This is a genomic window from Spongiactinospora sp. 9N601 (assembly GCF_044326295.1).
In the GTDB taxonomy this organism is placed as follows: Bacteria; Actinomycetota; Actinomycetes; order Streptosporangiales; family Streptosporangiaceae; genus Spongiactinospora; species Spongiactinospora gelatinilytica.
The window spans coordinates 1-21,751 of record NZ_JBIRBB010000019.1 but is presented as its reverse complement, the minus strand read 5'-3'; the positions used below and the strand labels follow the sequence as shown (position 1 = coordinate 21,751).

At 73.1% G+C, this 21,751-nt stretch carries 21 protein-coding genes and 1 pseudogene; 14 read left to right on the top strand and 8 right to left on the bottom strand.

What is annotated here, in order from left to right; genetic code table 11:
* Nucleotides 1-3 precede the first annotated feature (3 nt).
* The 7 genes and pseudogenes from ureA to ACH34R_RS35305 all read left to right on the top strand — a co-directional run bounded on the left by ureA (nt 4) and on the right by ACH34R_RS35305 (nt 5,558).
* On the top strand, nt 4-309 hold the full coding sequence (ureA, locus tag ACH34R_RS35335) for an urease subunit gamma (RefSeq protein ID WP_397565923.1): 306 nt from the start codon (nt 4-6) through the stop codon (nt 307-309).
* Nucleotides 302-1,042 carry a sirohydrochlorin chelatase gene (locus ACH34R_RS35330; protein WP_397565921.1) on the top strand — a complete coding sequence of 247 codons (741 nt, stop codon included), beginning with the start codon at nt 302-304 and terminating at the stop codon, nt 1,040-1,042. Before ureA ends, ACH34R_RS35330 begins: the two co-directional genes overlap by 8 nt.
* Nucleotides 1,032-1,334: pseudogene (locus ACH34R_RS35325) on the top strand (urease subunit beta); the annotation flags it as partial. The gene ACH34R_RS35330 and the pseudogene ACH34R_RS35325, both read left to right, overlap by 11 nt.
* A gap of 243 nt (nt 1,335-1,577) precedes the next feature.
* Nucleotides 1,578-3,302: an urease subunit alpha gene (gene ureC / locus ACH34R_RS35320; protein ID WP_397565920.1), complete on the top strand. Its 1,725-nt coding sequence runs from the start codon at nt 1,578-1,580 to the stop codon at nt 3,300-3,302.
* Nucleotides 3,303-3,320: 18 nt separating this feature from the next.
* Complete coding sequence (locus tag ACH34R_RS35315; protein WP_397565919.1) at nt 3,321-3,998, top strand: urease accessory protein UreF; 678 nt, start codon at nt 3,321-3,323, stop codon at nt 3,996-3,998.
* A gap of 10 nt (nt 3,999-4,008) precedes the next feature.
* The gene (gene ureG / locus ACH34R_RS35310; RefSeq protein WP_397565918.1) at nt 4,009-4,641 is read left to right on the top strand and encodes an urease accessory protein UreG; all 633 of its coding nucleotides are present in this window, start codon (nt 4,009-4,011) and stop codon (nt 4,639-4,641) included.
* Entirely contained in the window at nt 4,629-5,558 is a 930-nt protein-coding gene (locus ACH34R_RS35305) for an urease accessory protein UreD (RefSeq protein ID WP_397565917.1), read from the top strand. The genes ureG and ACH34R_RS35305 overlap by 13 nt, the downstream gene beginning before the upstream one ends.
* 78 nt (nt 5,559-5,636) lie before the next feature.
* On the opposite strand, the gene ACH34R_RS35300 is transcribed toward ACH34R_RS35305, so the two are convergent.
* Together ACH34R_RS35300 and ACH34R_RS35295 are read right to left on the bottom strand one after the other, a co-directional pair.
* Complete coding sequence (locus ACH34R_RS35300; RefSeq protein WP_397565916.1) at nt 5,637-6,599, bottom strand: hydroxyacid dehydrogenase; 963 nt, start codon at nt 6,597-6,599, stop codon at nt 5,637-5,639.
* Nucleotides 6,600-6,632: 33 nt separating this feature from the next.
* Nucleotides 6,633-7,025, bottom strand: coding sequence for a hypothetical protein (locus ACH34R_RS35295; protein WP_397565915.1), 393 nt, complete (start codon nt 7,023-7,025; stop codon nt 6,633-6,635).
* A 72-nt stretch (nt 7,026-7,097) separates the two neighbouring features.
* Here ACH34R_RS35295 and ACH34R_RS35290 point away from each other — a divergent pair, with 72 nt between their 5' ends.
* Nucleotides 7,098-7,643, top strand: a complete 546-nt coding sequence (locus ACH34R_RS35290) for an RNA 2'-phosphotransferase (RefSeq protein WP_397565913.1) — start codon at nt 7,098-7,100, stop codon at nt 7,641-7,643.
* An 11-nt stretch (nt 7,644-7,654) separates the two neighbouring features.
* On the opposite strand, the gene ACH34R_RS35285 is transcribed toward ACH34R_RS35290, so the two are convergent.
* Nucleotides 7,655-8,296, bottom strand: coding sequence for a hypothetical protein (locus tag ACH34R_RS35285; protein WP_397565911.1), 642 nt, complete (start codon nt 8,294-8,296; stop codon nt 7,655-7,657).
* Nucleotides 8,297-8,392: 96 nt separating this feature from the next.
* Between ACH34R_RS35285 and ACH34R_RS35280 the strand changes: the two genes are divergently transcribed.
* The 5 genes from ACH34R_RS35280 to ACH34R_RS35260 are packed head-to-tail and all read left to right on the top strand — an operon-like array spanning nt 8,393 to nt 15,486.
* A complete protein-coding gene (locus ACH34R_RS35280) occupies nt 8,393-9,097 on the top strand; it encodes a helix-turn-helix domain-containing protein (RefSeq protein WP_397565909.1) in 705 nt (234 codons plus the stop codon).
* 30 nt (nt 9,098-9,127) lie between these two features.
* A complete protein-coding gene (locus ACH34R_RS35275) occupies nt 9,128-10,909 on the top strand; it encodes an ATP-binding protein (RefSeq protein ID WP_397565908.1) in 1,782 nt (593 codons plus the stop codon).
* Between the two features lie 7 nt (nt 10,910-10,916).
* Entirely contained in the window at nt 10,917-12,074 is a 1,158-nt protein-coding gene (locus ACH34R_RS35270) for an exonuclease SbcCD subunit D (protein ID WP_397565907.1), read from the top strand.
* On the top strand, nt 12,074-14,518 hold the full coding sequence (locus tag ACH34R_RS35265) for an AAA family ATPase (RefSeq protein ID WP_397565906.1): 2,445 nt from the start codon (nt 12,074-12,076) through the stop codon (nt 14,516-14,518). Before ACH34R_RS35270 ends, ACH34R_RS35265 begins: the two co-directional genes overlap by 1 nt.
* On the top strand, nt 14,515-15,486 hold the full coding sequence (locus ACH34R_RS35260; protein ID WP_397565905.1) for a hypothetical protein: 972 nt from the start codon (nt 14,515-14,517) through the stop codon (nt 15,484-15,486). The genes ACH34R_RS35265 and ACH34R_RS35260 overlap by 4 nt, the downstream gene beginning before the upstream one ends.
* Before the next feature lie 12 nt (nt 15,487-15,498).
* Here ACH34R_RS35260 and ACH34R_RS35255 read toward each other — a convergent pair whose 3' ends face one another.
* The 5 genes from ACH34R_RS35255 to ACH34R_RS35235 all read right to left on the bottom strand — a co-directional run bounded on the left by ACH34R_RS35255 (nt 15,499) and on the right by ACH34R_RS35235 (nt 20,882).
* Entirely contained in the window at nt 15,499-16,620 is a 1,122-nt protein-coding gene (locus tag ACH34R_RS35255) for an esterase-like activity of phytase family protein (RefSeq protein ID WP_397565904.1), read from the bottom strand.
* A 373-nt stretch (nt 16,621-16,993) separates the two neighbouring features.
* Nucleotides 16,994-17,902: a dihydrodipicolinate synthase family protein gene (locus ACH34R_RS35250; protein WP_397565903.1), complete on the bottom strand. Its 909-nt coding sequence runs from the start codon at nt 17,900-17,902 to the stop codon at nt 16,994-16,996.
* 24 nt (nt 17,903-17,926) lie between these two features.
* On the bottom strand, nt 17,927-18,754 hold the full coding sequence (locus ACH34R_RS35245; RefSeq protein WP_397565902.1) for a carbohydrate ABC transporter permease: 828 nt from the start codon (nt 18,752-18,754) through the stop codon (nt 17,927-17,929).
* The gene (locus ACH34R_RS35240) at nt 18,751-19,659 is read right to left on the bottom strand and encodes a carbohydrate ABC transporter permease (protein ID WP_397565901.1); all 909 of its coding nucleotides are present in this window, start codon (nt 19,657-19,659) and stop codon (nt 18,751-18,753) included. Before ACH34R_RS35240 ends, ACH34R_RS35245 begins: the two co-directional genes overlap by 4 nt.
* Nucleotides 19,656-20,882 (bottom strand): ABC transporter substrate-binding protein, encoded by a 1,227-nt coding sequence (locus ACH34R_RS35235; protein WP_397565900.1) that lies wholly within the window; start codon nt 20,880-20,882, stop codon nt 19,656-19,658. The genes ACH34R_RS35240 and ACH34R_RS35235 overlap by 4 nt, the downstream gene beginning before the upstream one ends.
* A gap of 148 nt (nt 20,883-21,030) precedes the next feature.
* Here ACH34R_RS35235 and ACH34R_RS35230 point away from each other — a divergent pair, with 148 nt between their 5' ends.
* Nucleotides 21,031-21,621 carry a GrpB family protein gene (locus ACH34R_RS35230; protein WP_397565898.1) on the top strand — a complete coding sequence of 197 codons (591 nt, stop codon included), beginning with the start codon at nt 21,031-21,033 and terminating at the stop codon, nt 21,619-21,621.
* Nucleotides 21,622-21,751: the final 130 nt, after the last annotated feature.

Below are 21,751 nucleotides of genomic sequence, written 5' to 3'. Positions count from 1 at the left end.
CCCATGAACCTCGCACCGCGCGAGATCGACAAGTTGATGATCTATGTGGTCGGCGACCTGGCGGCCAGGCGCCGAGACCGGGGGGTCAAGCTGAACTACAGCGAGGCCGTGGCCCTGATCAGCGTCGCGATCCTGGAGGCCGCCAGGGACGGCAAGACGGTGTCCGAGTGCATGCGGCTGGGCAAGCGGGTCGTGAAACCCGCGGACGTCATGGACGGCGTGCGGGAGATGCTCAAGCTCATGCAGATCGAGGCGTCGTTCAAGGACGGCTCGAAACTCGTCTCCGTCCATGATCCGATCGGTGGATGAGGTGCGCGCGCCGTACCACGCCGATCCGGTGACGCGCCGCGTCGTCCTGGTGGGCGGGCACGAGAGCGGGTACGGCCAGGCCCTCGGCGGGCTGGAGCCGGAGGCCGTCGCCCCCGGGCGCGAGCTGTCGGCGGTGCTCGCCGCGCCCGCGCCGGTGGCCGTCGTCCCGATGACCCTGGGCCGGGACCCGGACCTGCTGAGGGACGCCGCGCAGACGCTCGCCTGGGCCAGGCGCGGGCGGCGCGGCGGCGAACTGCTGCTCACCGAGCCGCTCAGCGAGGTGAACCACCTGGTGAGCCTGCTGCTCGCCGCCGCCCGCGGGAACGCCGCCAAGGGGCGGGCCGCGCTGCTGGTCGCCCCGGCGGCATCGCCGGAGGCCGACGCCGAGCTGTTCCGGGTGGCGCGGCTGGTCCGCGACGGGGCCGACCTGGTCGAGGTCGCCCTGCTCGGCGGCGATCCCGACCTGGCCGAGGGGGTGGAGCGGTGCCTGCGGCTCGGCGCGGAGTCCGTCGCCGTGCTGCCCGCCGCCTTCGTACGCCCGCCGCTCCCCGCCGATCCGAGGATCGTGGACGGAGGGCCGCTGCTCGGCCCGGCCGCCATGGTCCGGCTCGTCCGCGAGCGGGTCACCACCGCGGAGGAGCGCTTCTCGCGCTACGACGAGGACGGCATCACCGCCGTGCTCGCGGCCCGCGACCACCATCACCACGAGGGAGCGGACCACCATGGCGCGTAGCAGAATCGAGTACGCCGACGATCCCATCGAGATCAACGCCGGCCGGGCCACGGTCACGCTGACCGTGCGCAACACGGGGGACCGGGCGGTCCAGGTCGGTTCTCACTTCCACTTCTTCGAGGCGAACCGGGCACTGCGCTTCGACCGCGAGAAGGCGTTCGGCATGCACCTGGACATCCCGGCCGGCACCGCCGTGCGGATCGAGCCCGGTGACACGCACAAGGTCACGCTGGTCGAGTACGGCGGCGGCATGCGCGTCGTCGGGTTCAACAACCTGCTCGACGGCGGCATCAGGGCCAGGGACGCGCGTGCCCGCGCGCTGCGCCGCATGCGCGAACTCGGCTTCGCCGACCAGCCGGAACCGGCCGCGACGGTGACCACGCACGCCCCGGCCCGCGCCAAACGGGCCGCCGGCCGCCCGGCCCCGGCGCGCAGGCCCGCCGCCAGGAAGACCGCCGCCGCCAGGACCGCCAGGCAGACGACCGGCGCCAAGGCCGCCGCCAAGGGCGGCAAGGGGAAGAAGGGCTGACACCGAATGGCCACGATGACCCGCAAACAGTATGTGGACATGTTCGGCCCCACGGTGGGCGACCGGGTGCGGCTGGCCGACACCGACCTCATGGTCGAGGTCGAAAAGGACCACACCGCAGGCCACTACGGCGACGAGGCGGTGTACGGCGGCGGCAAGACCGGCCGCGACGGCATGGCCGCCGACCCCAGTGCGCTGAACGCCACCATCGCGCTCGACCTGGTGATCACCAACGCGCTGGTGCTGGACCCGGTCCTCGGCGTCGTCAAGGGCGACATCGGGATCAAGGACGGCAAGATCGCCGGCATTGGCAAGGCGGGCAACCCGCACACCCAGAACGGCGTGGACCGCCGCCTGATCATCGGCGCGGGCACCGAGATGCTGTCCGGCGAGAACATGATCGCCACGCCGGGCGCGATCGACCCGCACGTACACCTGATCTCCCCGCAGCAGGCCAGGCAGGCGCTCAGCAACGGCATCACCACGCTGATCGCCGGCGGCACCGGCCCCACCGACGGCACCCGGGGCTGCACCTGCACCCCCGGCCCGTGGAACATCGCCAGGATGCTCCAGGCGGTGGAGGGCCTGCCGATCAACATCGGGCTCATGGGCAAGGGCAACAGCAGCGTGCCGGGTGCGCTGGCCGAGCAGATCAGGGCCGGGGCCTGCGCGCTGAAGGTGCACGAGGACTTCGGCGCCACGCCCGCGGTCATCGACTGCGCGCTGCGGGTGGCCGACGAGTTCGACGTCCAGGTGTCGCTGCACTCCGACAGCCTCAACGAGTCCGGCTTCCTGGAGGACACGATCAGCGCGATCAACGGCCGCGCGATCCACACCTTCCACACCGAGGGCGCGGGCGGCGGGCACGCGCCCGACCTGATCCGCATCGCCGGGGAGCCGAACGCGCTGCCGTCGTCCACGAACCCGACGCTGCCGTACACGGTCAACTCCGTGGACGAACTGCTCGACATGGTGATGGTCTGCCACCACCTGAGCCACGACATCCCCGAGGACGTCTCCTTCGCCGACAGCCGGGTGCGCGCCGAGACCATCGCCGCCGAGACGGTGCTCCAGGACATGGGCGTGATCAGCATGTTCTCCTCCGACTCCCAGGCGATGGGCCGGATCGGGGAGACGTTCACCCGGGCCTTTCAGACCGCGCACCACTGCAAGGACAAGCGCGGCGAACTGCCGGAGGACGCGCCGGGCAACGACAACGCGCGGGTGCTGCGGTACCTGGCCAAGCTGACCATCAACCCGGCCCGCACGGTGGGCATCGCCGAGACGGTGGGTTCGCTGGAGGACGGCAAGCTGGCCGACATCGTGTTGTGGCCGTTCACGTCGTTCGCCGCCAAGCCGGCGCTGGTGATCAAGGGCGGTCTGGTGAGCTGGGCCCAGATGGGCGACCCGAACGCGTCGCTGCCGACGCCGCAGCCGGTCTACTACCGCCCGATGTTCGCCGCGATGGGCCTGGCCCTGTGCAAGACCAGCGTGACCTTCATGTCCGACGCGGCCATCGCCGAGGGCGTGCCGGAGAAGCTGGGACTGCGGCGGCTGATCCGCCGGGTGCGCCACACCCGGTCGGTGGACAAGCGGCACATGCTCCGCAACTCGGCGCTACCGAAGATCACGGTGGACCCGGAGACGTACAAGGTCACCGTGGACGGCGAGCACGCCACCATCGAGCCCGCCGCCGAACTGCCGCTGAACCATCTCTTCTACCTCGTCTGACAGCGAGGCGAGACCACCGTGAGGCCCGCCCTGCTCGCCGCGCTCCAGCTCACCGACTCCGCCTTCCCGAGCGGCCGGTACACGTTGTCGCACGGGCTTGAGGGGTACCTCCAGGAGGGCGGTACGGACGTGCCGGGCCTGCTCGCCGACATGCTGGTGAACGCGGCGGGTCCTGGGGACGCGGCGGCGCTGGCGCTCGCGCACCGGGCCGCCGTGGCGGGCGACTGGGACGCGGTCGCCGAGGCCGACGCCGGGCTGCACGCGATCAAGCTCAACCGCGAGGTGCGCGCCGCCGCCGTCCGCACCGGCCGCCAGGTGCTGCGGACGGCGGTGCTGGTGTTCGGCACGCCGTCGCTCGCCCGGCTGGCCGCGCTGGTCGAGTCCGGGGCCGCGCCGGGCAACCAGGCCGTGGTCGCCGGGGTCGCGCACGCCGGGCTGGGCGTGCCGGTGGCGGACGCGGTCACCTGCGAGCTGTTCGGGTACGCGGCGGGGTGGGCGGGCGCGGCCGTACGGCTGGGCGCGCTGGACTTCCGCCGGGCGCAGGCCGTCCTCGCCGGGGCCGCCCCCGCGATCCGGCGCGCCGCCGATCTCGCGCTCGCCGCCCGCGGCCCCGCCGACCTGCACGCCGCGACGCCCCTCGCCGACACCGTCTCGGCCCGGCACGAACGGGCTCCGGCCCGGCTGTTCACCACCTGAAAGGCGGCCCATGGAGCCCAGCGAGAACGTACTCAAGGTCGGGATCGGCGGTCCGGTCGGCTCCGGCAAGACCGCGCTCATCGAGGCGCTGACCCCGATCCTGATCGAACAGGGGCACAGCGTCGGCGTCGTCACCAACGACATCTACACCCAGGAGGACGCCGAGCACGTCCGGCGCACCCTGGCCGGGATCCTCGCGCCCGCCCGGGTGGTGGGCGTGGAGACCGGCTCCTGCCCGCACACCGCCGTCCGCGACGACCCGACGATGAACCTGGCCGCCGGGGCCGAGCTGGTGGACCGGTTCCCCGGCCTGGACACGCTGCTGTACGAGAGCGGCGGCGACAACCTCACGCTCACCTTCAGCCCGGCACTCGCCGACGTGTTCGTGTTCGTGCTGGACACCGCCGAGGGGGAGAAGATGCCGCGCAAGCGCGGGCCCGGCATCACCGACTCCGACCTGCTGGTCATCAACAAGACCGACATCGCGCGCTACGTCCGCACCGACCTCGCGGTGATGGAACGCGACGCCCTGCGGGTCCGCTCGGGCCGTCCGGTCATCCTCACCGACTGCCTGACCGGCGCGGGGGTGCCGGAGGTCGCCGCGTTCGTCAACGGCCACAGGTCGGTCGCGTGCTCACCGTGACCTCGCGGTACACCATCGACGGCGTCCCCGAGGCGGTGGCCGGGCACGGCGCCGCGCTCGACACGCTGCCGGTGGGCAGCCCGGGCAAGGTCGGCCTGCTCGACCTGGCCTTCGCCCGGCGCGGCGGGCGGACCGAGCTGGTCCGGCACTACCAGAAGACGCCGCTCCAGATCATGCGCCCGCTCTACTACGACCAGGACCGCCCGGACCTGCCGTACGTGATCGTCATGTCCTCCGGCGGCGGGGTGCTCCAGGGCGACCGGTACCGGATGGACCTGTCGTGCGGCGCGGGGGCCTCGCTGCACGTGACCACCCAGGCGGCCACGAAGGTCTACCGGATGGAGCAGGACTACGCCACCCAGCTCGTCACGATCAGCGCCGGTCCGGGGGCCTACCTGGAGTATCTGCCCGATCCGGTGATCCCGTACGCCGGGTCGCGGTTCTACCAGCGGGTCGAGCTCGACGTGGACCGCTCGGCGAGCGTGCTGGTGGCCGAGACCGTGCTCGCCGGCCGGCTGGCCCACGGCGAACGGCACGCCTACACCGCCTACTGCGGCGACCTTGTGGCGCGTGACCAGGCCGGACGGCTGCTGTTCGCCGACCCGATCCGGCTGGAGCCCGCCCGCTCGCCCGTCACCGGGCCCGCCGTGTTCGGCGATCACGGGGTGATGGCGTCGTTCTACGCGGTGACCTCCGCCGTGCCCGCCCCGGCGCTGGCCGGGGCGCTGCACGAGGCGCTGCGCGAGCCGGGCGGCGGCCTGACGGCGGGCGCGAGCGTGCTGCCGGGCGATACCGGGGCCTGGGCACGGCTGCTCGCCGCCGAGTCACCGCAGATCACCGACGCGCTGGCCCGGCTCTGGGACACCGCGCGCCGACTGATCACCGGCGGCCCGGCCCCTGGCCGCCGCCGGTTCTGACGTGCGACGGTCACCGCCGTGCCGGCGGGGCGGCGAGCGACGCGGTGGCCGTGGCCCGGCGGGTGAGCCGCCGGTGGGTCAGGCGAGCCTTTCCGCGCTTTCGCGGGTGAGGGCGTGTTCCAGTGGCAGGCCGGCGGCGAAGCGTTCCAGCTCATCGGTGACCAGGGCGCCGAGGCGGGCGCGTTCGGCGCCCAGGCTGCCCGCGAGGTGCGGGGTGACGACGACGTTGGGCAGGGTGAACAGCGGCGAGCCGGGCACGGGTGGTTCGGGGTCGGTCACGTCGAGGACCGCGAACAGGTCGGGCCGCTCGGTCAGGACCTCGACCAGGGCGGGCTCGTCGATGATCCGCCCGCGGGCCGTGTTGATCAGCGTGGCCCCCGGGCGCATCGAACGCAGTAGGTCCGCGCCGACCAGCCCGGCGGTCTCCGGCAGCAGCGGGGTGTGCACGCTGACGACGTCGCAGGTCGAAAACAGCTCGTCGAGCCCGGTCAGCGGGACGCCCGCCGTCGCGGGGCCGGCGTAGGGGTCGTGCGCGATCACCTCCACGTCCAGCGCGGCGAGCCGTCCGGCCACCAGCCGGCCGACCGCGCCGAGCGACAACAGGCCGACGCGCGCGCCGTACGTGCCGGGCGCGGGCATCGGCGCGACCGGGGCCCGCCGCTCCCTGGCCGCGAGGACGTGCCGCCACCCCTGTTTGAGCGCGTACACGATCTGCGCGGCGGTGAAGTCGGCCACCGGCACGGCGTTGGCCCGGTAGGCCGACACCAGTGGAACGCCCCGCGCCCAGAACTCCGGCGTGACGAACGCCCGCACCGACCCCGCCGCGTGCAGCACCAGGGACAACCGCGGGGCCGCCGCCAGCAACGCCGCGTCCAGCCGTGGCGCTCCCCAGCTCGTGCAGAGCACATCGACCTCGGCCATGGGCCCCGGCTCCGCGGCCGGGCCGTGGATCACCCGGGCGACCCGCCGCAGCCGGGCCAGCGACGGCCCGTACACGTCGTCGAACACCGCAGGGTCCAGCACGAACGCCGCATTCAGCACCCCGCCAACCTATCGCCCCCGGTCAGCCGGTGATCACCCGCCGACCAGCGGCAGCAGCCTGACGAAGGAGATCACCGGATCGGCGGCCAGATCGATCTCCTCGTCGAGGTCTTCGATCTGACGCTCACCGGCCAGCAGGATGAACCCGTTGCGGGCGAAGGCCGCCTCCGCCGCGTCGGCCTGGCGCTCCCAGTCGACCGGGCGCGGCCCGCCCGCCTCGTAGCCGTTCGGCTCGGCCTCCGCGTCGAGCGGCGCGACCAGGCCGCGGCGGCGCCGCCTGGGACCCGCGTTGTGCCGGGCGACCTCCTCGCGCACCCGCAGCCGGACGAGCGCCCGCGCGGATATCCGATCGGGCAGGCCGGGCAGCGTGAACTCCTCCAGCGGCCTTCCGGCCGCGGTCTCGTCACGGAACGTCACAGATGTCATTGCCCGGCCCCGCCTTCACCGATGTCGATGGACACGGCCAATGAAAGCAACGTGGTCCGACAAAATGGCGGCATGATGGATGACCGCCGATCGGTTCGGATCTCGAAATATCTCGCCGAACACCTGCGGCACGAGCCCGGCCGGATCGGCATCGAACTCGACCCGAACGGCTGGGTCGGCGTCGAGACGCTGCTGAGCGCCGCCGCCGCGCACGGGTTCCCGATCTCGCGGGAGGAACTGGAACGCGTCGTCGCCGACAACGACAAGCGGCGATACGTCATCGAGGGCGGCCGGATCAGGGCCAGTCAGGGGCATTCGGTGCGGGTCGACCTGGGGCTGCCGGTCGTGCCGCCGCCCGCCGTCCTGTACCACGGCACCGTGGGCCGCAACCTGGCCGCGATCCGCGCCGAAGGGCTGCGCCCGATGAACCGCCACCACGTCCACCTGTCGCCCGACCGGGAGACCGCGACCCGGGTGGGCGCGCGGCGCGGCCGGGCGGCGGTGCTGGTGGTGGACGCGGCGGCGATGCACAGGGCAGGCCATGAGTTCCAGGTCAGCGACAACGGGGTCTGGCTGGTCGGGCACGTCCCGCCGGAGTTCGTCCGCTTCCCGGGGTGAAGGGCGCGGGATCAGCAGAAGACCAGGGCCGCGCCGGTGGTCACGGAACGGCGGGCGGCACTGATGAGCTGCAGGCAGGTGAACGACTCGACCCCGTAGCGCCGCCACCCGGCGGCGGCCGGGCCCACGCCCTCGATGGCCTCCTCGACCTCCTCCGACCACGGATCGAGGCCGGCGGGCAGGCCCAGCATGGCGGCCAGGCGCTCGCATTCGGCCAGCAGCCGCTGGGAGGAGCCGACGTACGCGCCGGTGATCGAGTCGTCGTAGAGGACGTCGGCGAAATCGACGGGGAGGTAGTAGCCCTCGGCGTCGCTGTGGTGGACCAGGTGGTCGAACCCGCCGCCGTCGGGGTCGCCGTCGTAGGCGGCGCGCAGCAGCGGGTCGGCAGCGGGATCGCCGCCCGCGGCCAGCGGCGGGGGCAGCATCCCGGCGTGCGCCACGTGGACGGCGAGCCGGCGCAGGTGGTGCAGCCCGCGGTAGCCGTACATCTCGTATTCGGCCGGCCGCTCCCCGGGCTCCGGTGGCTCGTGCCAGGCGGGCAGCCCGGCCAGCGTGAGCAGGCGCCGCAGGGCGGATAATTCGGCGGTGATTTCGGCCCGGGTGTCCGGGCCGTCGGCGGCGCCGAGGATGCCGACGACGATGGCGAGTCCCATGGGCCCACATGATGCAGGGCGGCACCGACAAACCCGCGGTGTCGGTGGTCCGCTGTCGGTGGCCCTCGATAGGCTCGCGCTCCTATGGACGCATCTATGGACACGGCAAAGCTGTTGAGCGAGGTCCGCGAGCTGCGCGGACAGGGCAGATCGCCCAAGGAGATCGCGCGGGCGCTCGGCGTCCCCCCGGCGGTGATCACCCCGCTGGTCCGGGCCGTGGCGGCGGAGAAGGCGGCCGGCGACGCCGGGCCGGGCCGGGCCGAGCTGGTGGGGTGCTGGGTGAGCGCCGGGTGGAGCGTGGGGCTCACGATCGACGCCTCGCGACAGTGGCCCGACCCCGCCCCGGAGGACGACCGCGCGGCGGGCATGGTCAGCGTGCTGGTGGCCCGCAGGCACGGCTATGACAACACGCTGGTCTGCGGCTACCTGGTGGACACCTACTGCCTGGGTGCGAAGAACGCGTTCGGGCCGCAGGTGATGAGCGAGCTGGAGCTGCGGCGCTGGCGGGAGTTCTTCTTCAGCGACTACTCCTCGGGGTGGACCGAGGTGCCGATCGAGCTGGCCGCCGACCTGGTGCTCGGCGGGGTCGAGTACGCCCGCGGGCTCGGCTTCGAGCCGCACCAGGACTACGCGCGCTGCGCCGATCACCTCGGGCCGTGGGAAGGGCCTTCGGCGATCACTTTCGGGCGGGACGGGAAGCCGTTTTACATGCCAGGTCCCGACGACGATGCCCGTAAGGTGATCAGAACGCTGGAGAGAACGCTCGGCGACGCCAGTAAATTCGACTATTTCATCGCATAAGCGCAATTTCATTGGTTGGGGGATGGTTTGGTGATCGACGACGCCCCGGTCCTCGCCGGCGGTGACGCCGAGCCGGGGGAGGCCGTCGGGCGGGTGCTCGGCACCCAGGCGGCCTCGCCGCTGTCGTTCTGGGTCGGGTTCGAACCCGGCAGGATCGCCCAGCTCGACGACGTCGTGGTGACCAGGCGAGACGTGCCGGGATACGGCCCGGTCCTGGTGGCCGGGGTGGTCACGGCGGTCGAGGCGCGGCACGAGGGCGCGACCTACGACTCCGACGTCTTCCTGATCGCCGAGGGCGCGCTGCCCGCCGCCGTCGTGGAGGTCGCCGAGGTCCGCGTCACCCGGGTGGAGCCCGAGGTGTTCGTGCCGCCGCTGCCCGGCGCGCTGGTCTACAAGGCGGGGTCGGCCGACCGCGAACAGGCGCTCTACTTCGACGTCATGGAGCGCAGGGTCCCGATCGGGCTCGGCCGCGACGGGCACCCGATGTACGTCAACTTCGACTTCCTGGACGGCACGCGCGGCGCGCACGTGTCGATCTCCGGGGTCTCCGGCGTGGCCACCAAGACCTCCTTCGCGACCTTCCTGGTCTACTCGATCTTCAACTCCCCGGCCCTGGGCGCGGAGGCCGCCAACACCAAGGCGCTGATCTTCTCGGTCAAGGGCGAGGACCTGCTGTTCCTCGACCACGCCAACACCCGGCTGGATTCGGAGGCGATCCGCGCCTACGGCCGGCTCGGGCTGCCCGCCAAGCCGTTCCAGAGCGTGCACGTCTTCGCCCCGCCCAGGCCCGGCGACCCCAACGGCGTGCCGCACGTCTCCTCGCGCACCCACGGGGTCGGCTCCTATTACTGGACCCTGCACGAGTTCTGCCGCGAGGAACTGCTGCGCTTCGTGTTCGCCGACGCCGATGACGAGCGCGCCCAATATTCCATGCTGGTCGGCCAGGTCGCGGCCAGGCTGCGGGCGTGGGCCGAGCCGGTGGGCGACGGCGGGGCGGTGCTGATCCGCACACCGGACGGCGAGGCCACCCCCGCCATCCGCACCTTCCCCGACCTGGTCGAGGTCATCGACCAGCGGCTCGCCGACGAGGGCACCCGCGCGGTGTGGGCGGGCGCGCAGGTGCCGCTGGGCACGGTCAACGCGTTCCTGCGGCGGCTGCGCAGCGCGATCAGGCCGCTTTCGCCGATCGTCCGCGGCGACCTGCCGGCCGCGGCGGCGCATTCGATCCGCACCTCTGACGCCCAGGTCACCATCGTCGACCTGCACAACCTGCCCGAGCGGGCGCAGCGGTTCGTGGTCGGCGTGGTGCTGCGCGGCGAGTTCGCCCGCAAGGAGAGCACCGGCTCGGCCCGCCCGCTGCTGTTCGTGGTGCTCGACGAACTGAACAAGTACGCCCCCCGCGAAGGCGACTCGCCGATCAAGGAGATCCTGCTGGACGTCGCCGAGCGCGGGCGCTCCCTCGGGGTGATCCTGATCGGGGCCCAGCAGACCGCCTCGGAGGTCGAACGCCGGATCGTGGCCAACTGCGCGGTCAGGGTCGCCGGGCGGCTCGACGCGGCCGAGGCCGCCCGTTCGGAGTACGGCTGGCTGCCCACGGCCGCCCGGGAGCGCGCGACCATCGCCAAGCCGGGCACCATGTTCGTCGCCCAGCCGGAGATCCCGGTGCCGCTCACGGTGAACTTCCCGTTCCCGGCCTGGGCGACCCGCCCCGCCGAGGCGGCGCCGCTGCCCGTGACGACGGCGGCGAGACCGGCCGACCCGTTCGCCGGGCTGCCCGGGACCGCACCGGAAGACGACATCCCTCCGTTCTGAGGAACACATGAAGATCTTGCACACGGCCGACTGGCATGTCGGCAAGGTCCTGAAGGGACGTTCCCGGCTGGACGAGCACCGCGCGGTGCTCCGCGAGCTGGTCACGCTGGCCAGACGCGAAGACGTGGACGCGGTGGTCGTGGCGGGCGACCTGTTCGACACCTCCGCGCCCACCCCCGAGGCGCAGGGCCTGGTGCTGCCCGCGCTGATGGCGCTGCGCGAGGGCGGGCGCGACGTCGTGGTGCTGGCGGGCAACCACGACAACCCGCAGCTCCTGGAGGTCTACCGGCCGGTGCTCGGCAAGCTCGGCATCCACGTGGTGGGCGGCTTTCGCCGCCCGGAGGCGGGCGGCACGCTGTCCTTCACCGCCCGCTCGGGCGAGCCGGTCCGGCTGGCCGTGCTCCCGTTCCTGTCGCACCGGTACGTCATCCGCGCGGCCGAGGTGCTGGCCGGCACCGCCGCCGACCACAACCGCGACTACGCGGGCCGGATCGGCGAGCTGATCGGCGCGCTCACCGCCGGCTTCGCCGCCGACACCGTCAACCTGGTCACCACGCACGGCACGCTGCCCGGCGGGAAGTTCGGCGGCGGCGAGCGGGAGGCTCAGTCGATCTTCTCCTACTACTTCGAGGCCGCCGCGTTCCCGTCCACCACCCAGTACGCCGCGCTCGGCCACCTGCACCGCCGCCAGCAGATCCCCGGCCCCTGCCCGATCTGGTACTCCGGCTCGCCGCTGGCGGTCGACTTCGGCGAGGAGGCCAACGCGCCCGGCGCGCTGCTGATCACCGTCGAGCCCGGCCGTCCCGCCGTGGTGCGCGAGGTCGCCTTCGACGCGCCCCGCGCGCTGGCCACCGTACGCGGCACGCTCGAACGCCTTTCGGCCGTGGCCGCCGACCTCGTGGACACCGAGACCTGGCTGCGCGTGATCGTGGAGGAGAAACCCCGCCCCGGGCTCGCCGACACCGTCAGGGAGATCCTGCCCGGAGCCATCGAAGTGGTGCTCGACGAGCGGTTCCGCCCTGTCAACCCGGTGCGCCAGGCCGGTCCGGCAGCGGCCGGGCGCAGCCCGAGGGAGCTGTTCCGCGACTACCTGACCGCCGCCGGACGGCACGACGACAACGTCGCCGCGCTGTTCGACCGGCTCTATGACGAGGTGACCACCTGATGCGCCCGCTGTACCTGCACCTCGCCGACTTCGGCAGCTTCCGCCGGCCGGTCACCATCGACTTCACCGACGTCGACTACTTCGCCCTGGTCGGCCCGACCGGGGCCGGCAAGAGCACGGTCATCGACGCGATCTGCTTCGCCCTGTACGGCACGGTCCCCCGCTGGGGCAGGGAGAACGTGATCGCGCACGCGCTCGCGCCGTCCGCCGCCTCCGGCAAGGTGGCCCTGGTGTTCGAGAGCGCCGGCCACCGGCACGGGGTGGTCCGCGCCCTGCAACGCGACGCCAAGGGGCGGGTGCACACCAAGGAGGCCAGGCTCGACGAGCTGGACCCGTCGGTGCCCGCCACGGCAGGGCTGGACGACCTGATGGGCGCGGTGCTGCGGCCGATCGCCGAGGGCGACGCGGTCACCGCCGAGGTCCAGCGGGTCACCGGCCTGGAATACCGGTTCTTCACCCAGTGCGTGGTGCTGCCGCAGGGCAGGTTCGCCGAGTTCCTGCACGCCCAGCCGCGCGAACGTCAGGACCTTCTGGTCCAGTTGCTCGACGCCGACGTCTATGAGCGGATCAGGCAGCGCGCCGTACGCGAGGAGGACGCCGCCAAGCAGGCCGCGGCCTTCGCTCGGGGCCGGCTGGCCCGGCTGGCCGACGCCGACGAGGCGGCCGAGCAGGCCGCCGCGGCCCGCCTTGAGTCGCTGCGCGGCCTCGCCGAGCGGGCCAGGAGCGACCTGCGGGCGCTGCGCGAACGCGACGACGCGGCGGCGGCGCTGCGCCAGGAGCGTACGGCGGCGCGCCAGCGCCTCACCGCCCTGACCGCCCTGGCCATGCCGCCCGACGTCCCCACGCTCGCCGACTCCGTACGGCAGGCCGCCGAGGCGCTGGCCCGGATGTCCGCCGAGGTCGCCAAGCTGGCCGAGGCCGAGCAGCGGGCCGACGACGAACGCGCCGCGCTCGGCGACAAGGCCGCGCTGACCGCCCTGCTCACCGCCGTGGACGATCAGGAGCGGGTGGCCCGCGCGCTCGGTTCGGCCAAGGCCGCCGCCGCGTCCGCCGCCACCGGGGCGGCCAAGCCGGCCGAGGCCGAACAACGGGCCGGCGCGGCGCTCGCCGAGGCCGAGCGCGACCGCGAGCGGCTGCGCGACGCCCACGCCGCCGCCGACCTGGCCCGCCGCCTGGCCGTCGGCGAGCCCTGCCCGACCTGCCTGCGGGCCATCACCGAGCTGCCGCACCACCCCGCGCCCGCCGATCTCGGCGCGGCCGAGCGTACGGTCCGCGCCCGCGGAGCCGACCTCGAACGCGCCCGCGCCGACCGCCGCCGGGCCGAGGTCGAGGCCGCCAGGGCCAAGCAGAAGGCCGACGAGCTGGAAGGCCAGCTCGCGGTGCTGGCCGCCCGGGCCGCCGCCGCCGACCGGGCGCGGGTGGCCGCGGAGCTGACCGCGATCGAGGCCGCCGAAGAACGCCTGGCCCGGGCCCGGCGGGCCACCCGGGCGGCCAGGGGCGAGCTGGCCCGCGCCGAACGCCGGGCCGCGGAGCTGCGGGAGAAGTCCGAGCGGTCCTGGCGCGAGGTGGACGCCGCCCGCGACCGGGTGGTCGCGCTGGGCGCCCCGCCGATCGACCGCGCCGACCTGCACGCGGCCTGGACCTCACTGCTGTCCTGGCGGGAGGAGGCCGTCACCGCCGAGCGCAAGGCGCTGGGCGGCGTGGAGGCCGAGCTGGCGGCCGTCGAGCGGGCCCGCGACCAGGAGCGGTCGGCCCTGGTGGCCCGGCTGGCCGGGCACGAGGTGCAGGTGGCGGCCGGTGCCACGCCGGAGGCCATCCACGAGACGCTGGCCGGGTCGGTCGTCCACGCCGAACACCGGCTCGCCCGGGTCAGGGAGAACCGCGTCCAGGCCAAGGAGCTGGCCGAGCAGGCCGCGGCCAAGGAGCGCGAGGAGCAGGTGGCGCACGAGCTGACCCTGCTGCTGCGGGCCAACGCCTTCGAGCGGTGGCTGTGCGCGGAGGCCCTGGCGCTGCTGGTGGCCGAGGCGTCGGTGACGCTGAGCGACCTGTCCGGCGGCCAGTACGAGCTGGTGCTCGGCGAGCGCGGCGAGATCGAGGTCATCGACCACGCCGAGGCCGGGCTGCGGCGCAGCGCCCGCACGCTGTCGGGCGGGGAGACCTTCCAGGCGGCGCTGGCCCTGGCCCTCGCGCTGTCCAGCCAGGTCGCCGGGCTCGCCGCGACCGCGGCCAGAAGCCTGGACTCGATCTTCCTGGACGAGGGCTTCGGCACGCTCGACCCGGCCACCCTCGACACGGTGGCCGCCACGCTGGAACGCCTGGCCGCCGGCAACGACCGGATGGTCGGCGTGGTCACTCACGTGCCCGCGCTGGCCGACCGGGTGCCGGTGCGCTTCGAGGTCAACCGCGACGGCCAGGGCTCGCACCTGCGGAGGGTGATGTCGTGACGACGACGATGCGGGATTCGCGGTTCAGCGTCGATCCGTGGGACCCGGGTTACGCCGCGGCGCTCACCAAGGAGGCCCTGGCCGAGCTGGGCTCCACCAGCGCCGAACTCGACCTCGACGTGGAGCTGGCGGCGGCCGGCTGGCGGCCGGTCGGCCCCGCCCCCGGCGCCACCCCGCCCGGCGTACTACTGGTCGCCGACGGCGTGCGCCGGATCGACGCCCGGGTGTGGATGCACGACCCGCAGGGGGCGACACCGACGCCCGGCATCGCCGCCTCCTACGCGGCGGGGATCGTCAGGTGCGGCCCGGAGGGCGCCTCGCTGGCCGCGATCGACGTGTGCCGGTCGGTGTTCAGCGCCGCGCCGTACGCATCCGACGTGAAGACACCGGCCGCCGTCTACCAGGCGCTGCCCGCCGCCGACGCCAGCATGGACGAGCTGTCGCTGGCGTTGCAGCGGCAGGTCACCCAACTGGAGGTCGAGCTGGCCGTACGCCACCGGCGGCAGGAGGGGGCGGACGAGCTGCTGCTGGTGGACGGCCCGTTGCGTGGCCGCACCCACCTGCCGCGCACGGTCGGCTACATCAAGACCCACCACACCGCCTACCTGCCACCGCCGCAGGCGGCGGTGGTGTCGGCGCTCGCGCCCGGGCAGCGCACCCCGATCTTCCTGATGGGCACGAGCTGGCGGCGGCACGCCTGGTATGTCCGGCTGCCGTCCGGATCGGCGACCCCGTGGGCCGGGGTCGCCCGCTGCGAGGCCGGCGCCGACCTGCGGCCGGACGAGGTGATCGAGCTGGCCGACTCGATCACGCTGGCCCTGCCGCAGCTCGCCGGGGTCGATTACAAAGATCCGCGGGCCCCCCAGAACCTCACGCCGATCGGCGGCCTGGAAAAGCTGCTGCGCCACCGGCTGGGCGACCCGCGGCTGCTCTACCGCGCGTTGCGCACCGCCGCCGCTTCGGCGTAGCTCGCGGGCAGGTCAGCAGCCCTTGGCGGCGAAGGCCAGGAACTGCGTGGTCTCCTCCTGCGAGAAGTTGTCGTCGGAGCCGATCACCACCGTGCACTGGCCATTGGCCAGGCGGGGGCCGAAGGCCAGGGCTTCGAGGTTCTGGACCGGCTTGCGGAACGACGTGAGGTCCAGCACCAGCTTCTTGGTCACCGGCCGGTACGCCGGGCCGGTGGCCAGCGAGTCGCGGCGCAGCACGTTCGTCGCGCGCCGCAGGTCGATCTCGTACAGCTTCACCGCGTAGCCCGCGCCCTCTCGCCAGGAGCGTTCGAGCGCCAGGTAGCGGTGGTCGTCGATGGCGAGGATCTCCGACACCCCGGCGTCGGACTGGCCGTCGGGCGGCTCGGGGGCGGCGGGCAGCGGGTCGAGCGGGTAGACGTACTGGCCCCTGGGCGTGCCGCCGCGGCTCCAGAGGGTGATCCGGGCCGGGGCGCCGTGTTCGGCGGTCACCGGCTCGCCGTCCTGGTGGAGCGGTCCTTCGACCATCGCGGCGATGCCGTGCGGGGTGAAGGTGAGCCCCTCGAAGCCGGAGTTGCGGCGGGGGCCGGTGTCGGTGTCGGTCATGGTCAGGTTGCCGGGCACCCGCAGCTCGCCGGTCTCGGTGCCCTTCTTGTTCATCCAGTGCACCTTGAGCGGGGAGACGGGCACGGTGGTGGTCCCGCCGGGGCGGTCGCCCTCACTGCTCCACAGCAGCCGCCCGCTGAACCGGTCGAAGCGGATCGCTTCGGGGTCGGGGGAACCGGCCTTGCCGTACTCGGGGTAGCCGGAGCCGTCCGGCCGCCGCAGCGAGGCGACGCCGGTCAGCTTGACCCCGCTGAACTTCCCGGTCTTCCTGTCGATGTCCAGGGTCCCGGTGTAGAAGCGCGGCGGCTGGTAGCGCCAGCGGTCGTCGGACAGGAAGTACCAGGTGCCGGTGCGCGGGTCGCGGTCCAGTCCGGAGAAGCCGCCGACCGTCGTGTTCTGGAACTCCAGCTTGTGGGGGAGCGTCTGCTCGCCCAGGAAACGGGTGATGCGGACCCGCGCGGGCGCGGCCTCGGCGGCCGGTACGACGGTGGCCACGGTCGTCACGAACGCCAGGGGGAGCGCGGCGGCCACCGCGACCGCCCGCCGCCTGGACCCCTTCCCGGACGGGGGGCGAAGGCGGTCCTTTCCTCGCGCATCCCGGCCGGCATCGCCATGGGCCGCCGGGGAAAGGCCCGCTCTTTGCCGAATTCTCATCTCTCTCCTCGCGTTTTGGGGGATAGCGAGGAAAATGACATCGTATCGGTGGAAAAAAGTCCACGAAGCCGTGCCGTAGGTCTTTCACGGGTATCCACGAATTCGCCCTACCTGATTTTCGGCGTGTCGGTAAATACCGGTTTACTGGTGCACCTATCGGCCGGCGGCATTTTCGGCCGCCCCGAACACGCGGTCGCGGACGTAGTCGAAATGCGCCCGAATCCCGCCGGCAACGCGCCCGGCGGCCTGTTCAGCCGGGCGTGGCGAGGCGGTCGGCCAGGCGGCGGACGTCGGTCAGGGCCGGGCCGGTGAGGCGGTGCCAGGGGGAGCGGCAGCGGCCGGTGTCCGGGCCGCCGAGGAGGGCGGCCAGTTCCTTGACGACCGGGAGCGTGCCGTGCCTGGCGGCGACGTCGGCGACCTCGCGGAACGGGCGGTGCAGGCGTACCGCGTCGTCCAGGCGGCCGGAGGACGCCGCCGCGTACACCTCGCGAGCCGCGGGGGCCAGGAAGTTGTAGAGGCTGCCGATCACCGCGTGCCCGCCCATCCCGAGCGCGGCGGGCAGCAGTTCGTCCCTGCCGAAGTAGACCCGGACATGCGGGGAGACCTCCTGCGTGCGGGCGAACTCCAGCAGGTCGCCATCGGTGAACTTGACCGCGCCGAACGCGGGAATGCGCTTGGCCGCGACGGCGGCCACGGCGGACGCGGGCACGCGCAGGCCGCTCATCTCCGGGGCGTGGTAGTAGCAGAACGGCACGCCGGGCGCCGCCGCCGCGATCTGCGCCAGGTGGTCCACCACCGCCTCCGCGCCGGACGGCGAGCCGTAGTACGGTGCCACCGCCGCGATCATGTCCGCGCCCTGCTCCGCCGCCTGCCGGGCCAGCGCGGTGGCCTCGCCGAGCGCGGTGTGCCCCACATGGACGCAGAGCCGCAGCCCCGGCGGCCGGTACGCGGCCCACGCCGCCACCAGCTCCAGCCGCTCCCCGGTGGACAGCGCCGCGAACTCCCCGGTCGTCCCGCCGACGAACGCGCCGCTCACCCCGGCCGCGGTCAGGTGGCGGGCCTGCTCGGCGACGACGTCGGGGCGCAGCTCCCCGTCCGGCCCGAACGGGGTCGGCGTGGCCGCCCAGATCTCCAGGCCGGCGCTGGATGGGTGGTGCATCGGGTGTCCTTCGCTCGTAGTGGCTCAGCCCTTGGTCGCCCCGGCGGTCAGCCCGCCCACGACGAACCGTTGCAGGAAGAGGAACGCCAGGAAGATCGGCAGGGCGACGACCGCCGAGACGGCCATCACGTCGTTCCAGCGGGTGCCGAAGGCGTTGGTGAGCCCGGCCAGTACCACGCTGACCGGCTGCATCTCCTCCCGCGTGGTCAGCGACAGCGCGAACACGAACTCCCCCCAGGCCCCCAGGAAGCTCACCACCGCCACGGTCACCATCCCCGGCACCGACACCGGCAGCGCGACCCGCCAGAACGCCGACCAGTGGCCGCAGCCGTCCACCCGCGCGGCCTCCACCACCTCCCCGGGCACGGTGAGGAAGTAGGGACGCAGCACGGTCACCGCCAGCGGCAGCGCCAGCGAGCAGTTGGCCAGCACCAGCCCGGCATAGGTGTTGACCATGTCCAGGCGGCTGAAGATCACGAACATCGGCAGGGCCACGTTGATCGCCGGGATCATCTGCGCGACCAGGAAGAGCAGCAGGACGGCGTTGGCGAACCGGATGCGGAAGCGGGCCAGGCCGTAGGCGGCGGGCAGCGCGAGGGCCAGCGTCACCAGCGTGGTGGCCAGGCCGATGATCGTGCTGTTGGCCAGCCCGCGCAGCACCCCGGGGCTGCCCAGGACGCTGCCGGTGTACGCGCCCAGGGTGGCGGGCGCGGGCAGCAACCGGGGCGGCGTGGCGAAGATGTCGCCCGGCTCCTTCAGTGAGGTGACCACCATCCAGTAGACCGGGATGAGGTACGCCCCCGCCACCACGACCCCCAGCACCGTGCTCAGCCAGGCCCGCGCCCCCTTCACGCGACCTCCTCCTTGCGCAGCGCGCGGAAGTAGAACAGGCTCAGCGCCAGCGGGATCAGCAGCATGATCGTGGTGGCCGCGGCCCCGGTGCCGAACCGGAAGAACGAGAACGCCTCCAGGTAGGCGTGGATGGGCAGGATCGTGGTGGCGTCGCCGGGGCCGCCCCTGGTCATCAGGTAGATCGTGTCGAAGGTCTTGAAGGTGGTGACGAAGAGCAGCAGCAGTACCGTCACGCTGACCGGGCGCAGCAGGGGCAGCGTGATCCGCGAGAACCGCTGCCAGGGCCCGGCCCCGTCGATGGTGGCCGCCTCGTGCACCGGGCCGGGGATGCTCTGCAGCCCGGCCAACAGCAGGATCATCGCGAACGGCGCGGTGGACCACACCGTGGCCACGATGACCGACGCCAGCGCGGTGGCCGGCTGCACCAGCCAGAACACGTCGGCGTCGAGCAGCCCGAGCCCCCGCAGCGCGGCGTTGAGCAGGCCGTAGGTGCCGTCCAGCAGCCAGCGCCAGATGTTGGCGCTGACGACCGAGGGCAGCACCCAGGCCACCAGCAGCGCCGAGCGCAGCAGGCCGCGGCCGGGAAACCTGTGGTTGAGGAACACCGCGAGGGCGAGCCCGGCGGCGAACGACAGCGCCACGCTGACCACGGTGTAGACCATGGAGGTCCACAGCGCGGAGCGGAACTCGGCGCCGCCCAGCTCGGCCCGGTAGTTGGCCAGGCCGGCGAACTCGCCGCCGCCGGCCACGATCTCCCTGAGCCCGACGTCGCGGAAGCTCAGGTCGACGGTGAAGGCCAGCGGGTAGAGCACCGTCGCCACCATGAACAGCACGGCGGGCAGCACGAACGCATAGGCCACCGGCGGCACGCGCTGCCGCCCTGCCCGGACGCGGGAGGGCTTCACCGGGTCAGCGCCTCGTCGATCTTCCGCTGGGCGTCGGCGAGGGCCCGCTCCACCGGTACCGAGCCGCTGACCGCGGCCTGGAGCGCCCCCTGGATGTGGGTGAACACCTCGGTCGAGTTGCGGGCCAGCGCGCCGGTCGGGGCCCAGGCCGAGCGGAGCTGTTCGCGGAACACCGCGCGGATCTCGTCGCCGTCGTCGGGGACGTCGGTCCTGGCGGGCAGCTTGTTGCGCGCGGGGAGGTACCCGGCGAGCACGTCGGGCCGCTGCATCCAGGTCAGCAGGTCCCAGGCGGCGTCCGGGCGCGCGCTGCCGGAGGTGATCGTCAGGTTCTCGGCGGCGAGGAAGGTGGTCCGCCGGGCGTCGCCGGGCAGCAGCGCCACGTCCCACTTCAGGTCGGGGTTCTCGGTGCGGAGCGTGCTCACGTAGGTGGCCGAGTTGATCATCATGGCCGCCCGGCCGTTGGCGAACTGGTTCTTGACGTCCTCCTCGTTCCAGCCGAGCATCCCTTTGGAGACGGCCCCGCGGTCCACCATGGCCTTGACGTGGCTCAGGGCCGCCCGGCCCTGCGGGGTGTCCACCTTCGCCGGATCGCCGCCCGCCACGAGCAGCCGGATGACGAGCGCGGTGGCCCCCTCCTCGCCCTCGATCCCGCTGATGGCCAGGCCCTGCCGGCCGTCGCGGGCCAGTTTCCGGGCCGTCTCGCCCAGCTCGGCCCAGGTCTTGGGCGGTTCGGTCCGGGCCCGGCGGAAGATATCGGTGTTGTAGTAGATCGCGTAGCTGTCGGCGACGTGGGGCAGGCCGTACGTCTTGCCGCCGACCTGGGTGGTGTTCCAGCTCGCCGGCAGGAAGCCGGCCTGCTTCCCCCAGGCGGCGACCCGCGGGGTGAGGTCCGAGATGACGCCTGCCTCGGCCATGGCCTGCGTCGCGGTGGCCCCGATCAGCGCGACGTCCGGTAGTTCGCGCCCGGCCGCCGCCTGAAGCAGTGTGCGGTTGAACTCCCCGAACGGGATGTGCCTGACCTCGACCGTCACGCCGGGGTGGGCCCGCTCGTACTTCTCGATCAGCTTGACCAGCGGGCCTCCGGTGGCGCTGTCCGGCGGGCCGTAGAAGTGCCAGAAGCGGAGCGCGCCCGGCCCGCCTCCACCGTCGCCGCCGCAGCCGGCCAGGGACGCGGCGAGCGCCACCAGCAGCGCCGCCCACCGAGCAGGTCCGACCCTCCGCATCGCCCCTCCAGCGTGTGTCGTGGGTCACACGGTTCGGACCATAGGTAAGACATCTGACGTCGTCAACGCTATGACGGAGAGTCGCGATTATGGGTCGCCCCGGATCCTTGTTATGTTGCAAGGCTTGCCTGCGGAAAGGAGATCATCGATGACATCGGCCCAGAGCGGCGCTGAGCCCGCGTACACCAGCGACGCGGACGTCCAGAAGTACCGGCTCGGTCCGGTGCGGCCGCACAACGCGCCCGTCCACCTCGCCGAGTACGACCCGCGCTGGCCCGAGTTGTTCGCCAGGGAGGCCGAGCGGGTCCGCTCGGTGCTCGGCGGCACCGCCCTGCGCGTGGAGCACGTCGGGTCCACCTCGGTGCCTGGCCTGTGCGCCAAGCCCATCATCGACATGCTGCTGGTCGTACCGGACTCCGCCGACGAGTCCGCCTATGTCCCGCCTCTGGAGGCGGCCGGGTACCGGCTGTGGATCCGCGAGGCCGAATGGCTGGAGCACCGGCTCCTCAAGGGACCGGACACCGACATCAACATGCACGTGTTCAGCGAAGGGGTCGGCGAGATCGACCGGATGCTGAGGTTTCGTGACCGGTTGCGCGCCGACGAGGCCGACCGGAACACGTACGCGGACGCCAAACGCGAGCTGGCCCGGCGTACCTGGCGACACGTCCAGCACTACGCCGACGCCAAGACCTCGGTCGTCCAGGACATCATGGAACGCGCGGACCCGGCCCCCTGACCCCAGGGCCGAAGCGTTCTCAGGTTGTAAGACCGAGTAGCTGTAGGCCGTCCATTGGGTGGCTGCGGTAGTGATCGGTGGCGGCGGCGATGTTGGTCCAGCCGATCAGGCGGACCAGGCCGATGGCCAG

Bases quoted from the DNA above. Each gene is read 5' to 3' on its own strand.
- ureA (WP_397565923.1), top strand. From the start codon at position 4: ATGAACCTCGCACCGCGCGAGATCGACAAGTTGATGATCTATGTGGTC.
- ureC (WP_397565920.1), top strand. From the start codon at position 1,578: ATGGCCACGATGACCCGCAAACAGTATGTGGACATGTTCGGCCCCACG.
- ureG (WP_397565918.1), top strand. From the start codon at position 4,009: ATGGAGCCCAGCGAGAACGTACTCAAGGTCGGGATCGGCGGTCCGGTC.
- ACH34R_RS35295 (WP_397565915.1), bottom strand. From the start codon at position 7,025: ATGACATCTGTGACGTTCCGTGACGAGACCGCGGCCGGAAGGCCGCTG.
- ACH34R_RS35290 (WP_397565913.1), top strand. From the start codon at position 7,098: ATGATGGATGACCGCCGATCGGTTCGGATCTCGAAATATCTCGCCGAA.
- ACH34R_RS35285 (WP_397565911.1), bottom strand. From the start codon at position 8,296: ATGGGACTCGCCATCGTCGTCGGCATCCTCGGCGCCGCCGACGGCCCG.
- ACH34R_RS35280 (WP_397565909.1), top strand. From the start codon at position 8,393: ATGGACACGGCAAAGCTGTTGAGCGAGGTCCGCGAGCTGCGCGGACAG.
- ACH34R_RS35270 (WP_397565907.1), top strand. From the start codon at position 10,917: ATGAAGATCTTGCACACGGCCGACTGGCATGTCGGCAAGGTCCTGAAG.
- ACH34R_RS35265 (WP_397565906.1), top strand. From the start codon at position 12,074: ATGCGCCCGCTGTACCTGCACCTCGCCGACTTCGGCAGCTTCCGCCGG.
- ACH34R_RS35250 (WP_397565903.1), bottom strand. From the start codon at position 17,902: ATGCACCACCCATCCAGCGCCGGCCTGGAGATCTGGGCGGCCACGCCG.
- ACH34R_RS35235 (WP_397565900.1), bottom strand. From the start codon at position 20,882: ATGCGGAGGGTCGGACCTGCTCGGTGGGCGGCGCTGCTGGTGGCGCTC.
- ACH34R_RS35230 (WP_397565898.1), top strand. From the start codon at position 21,031: ATGACATCGGCCCAGAGCGGCGCTGAGCCCGCGTACACCAGCGACGCG.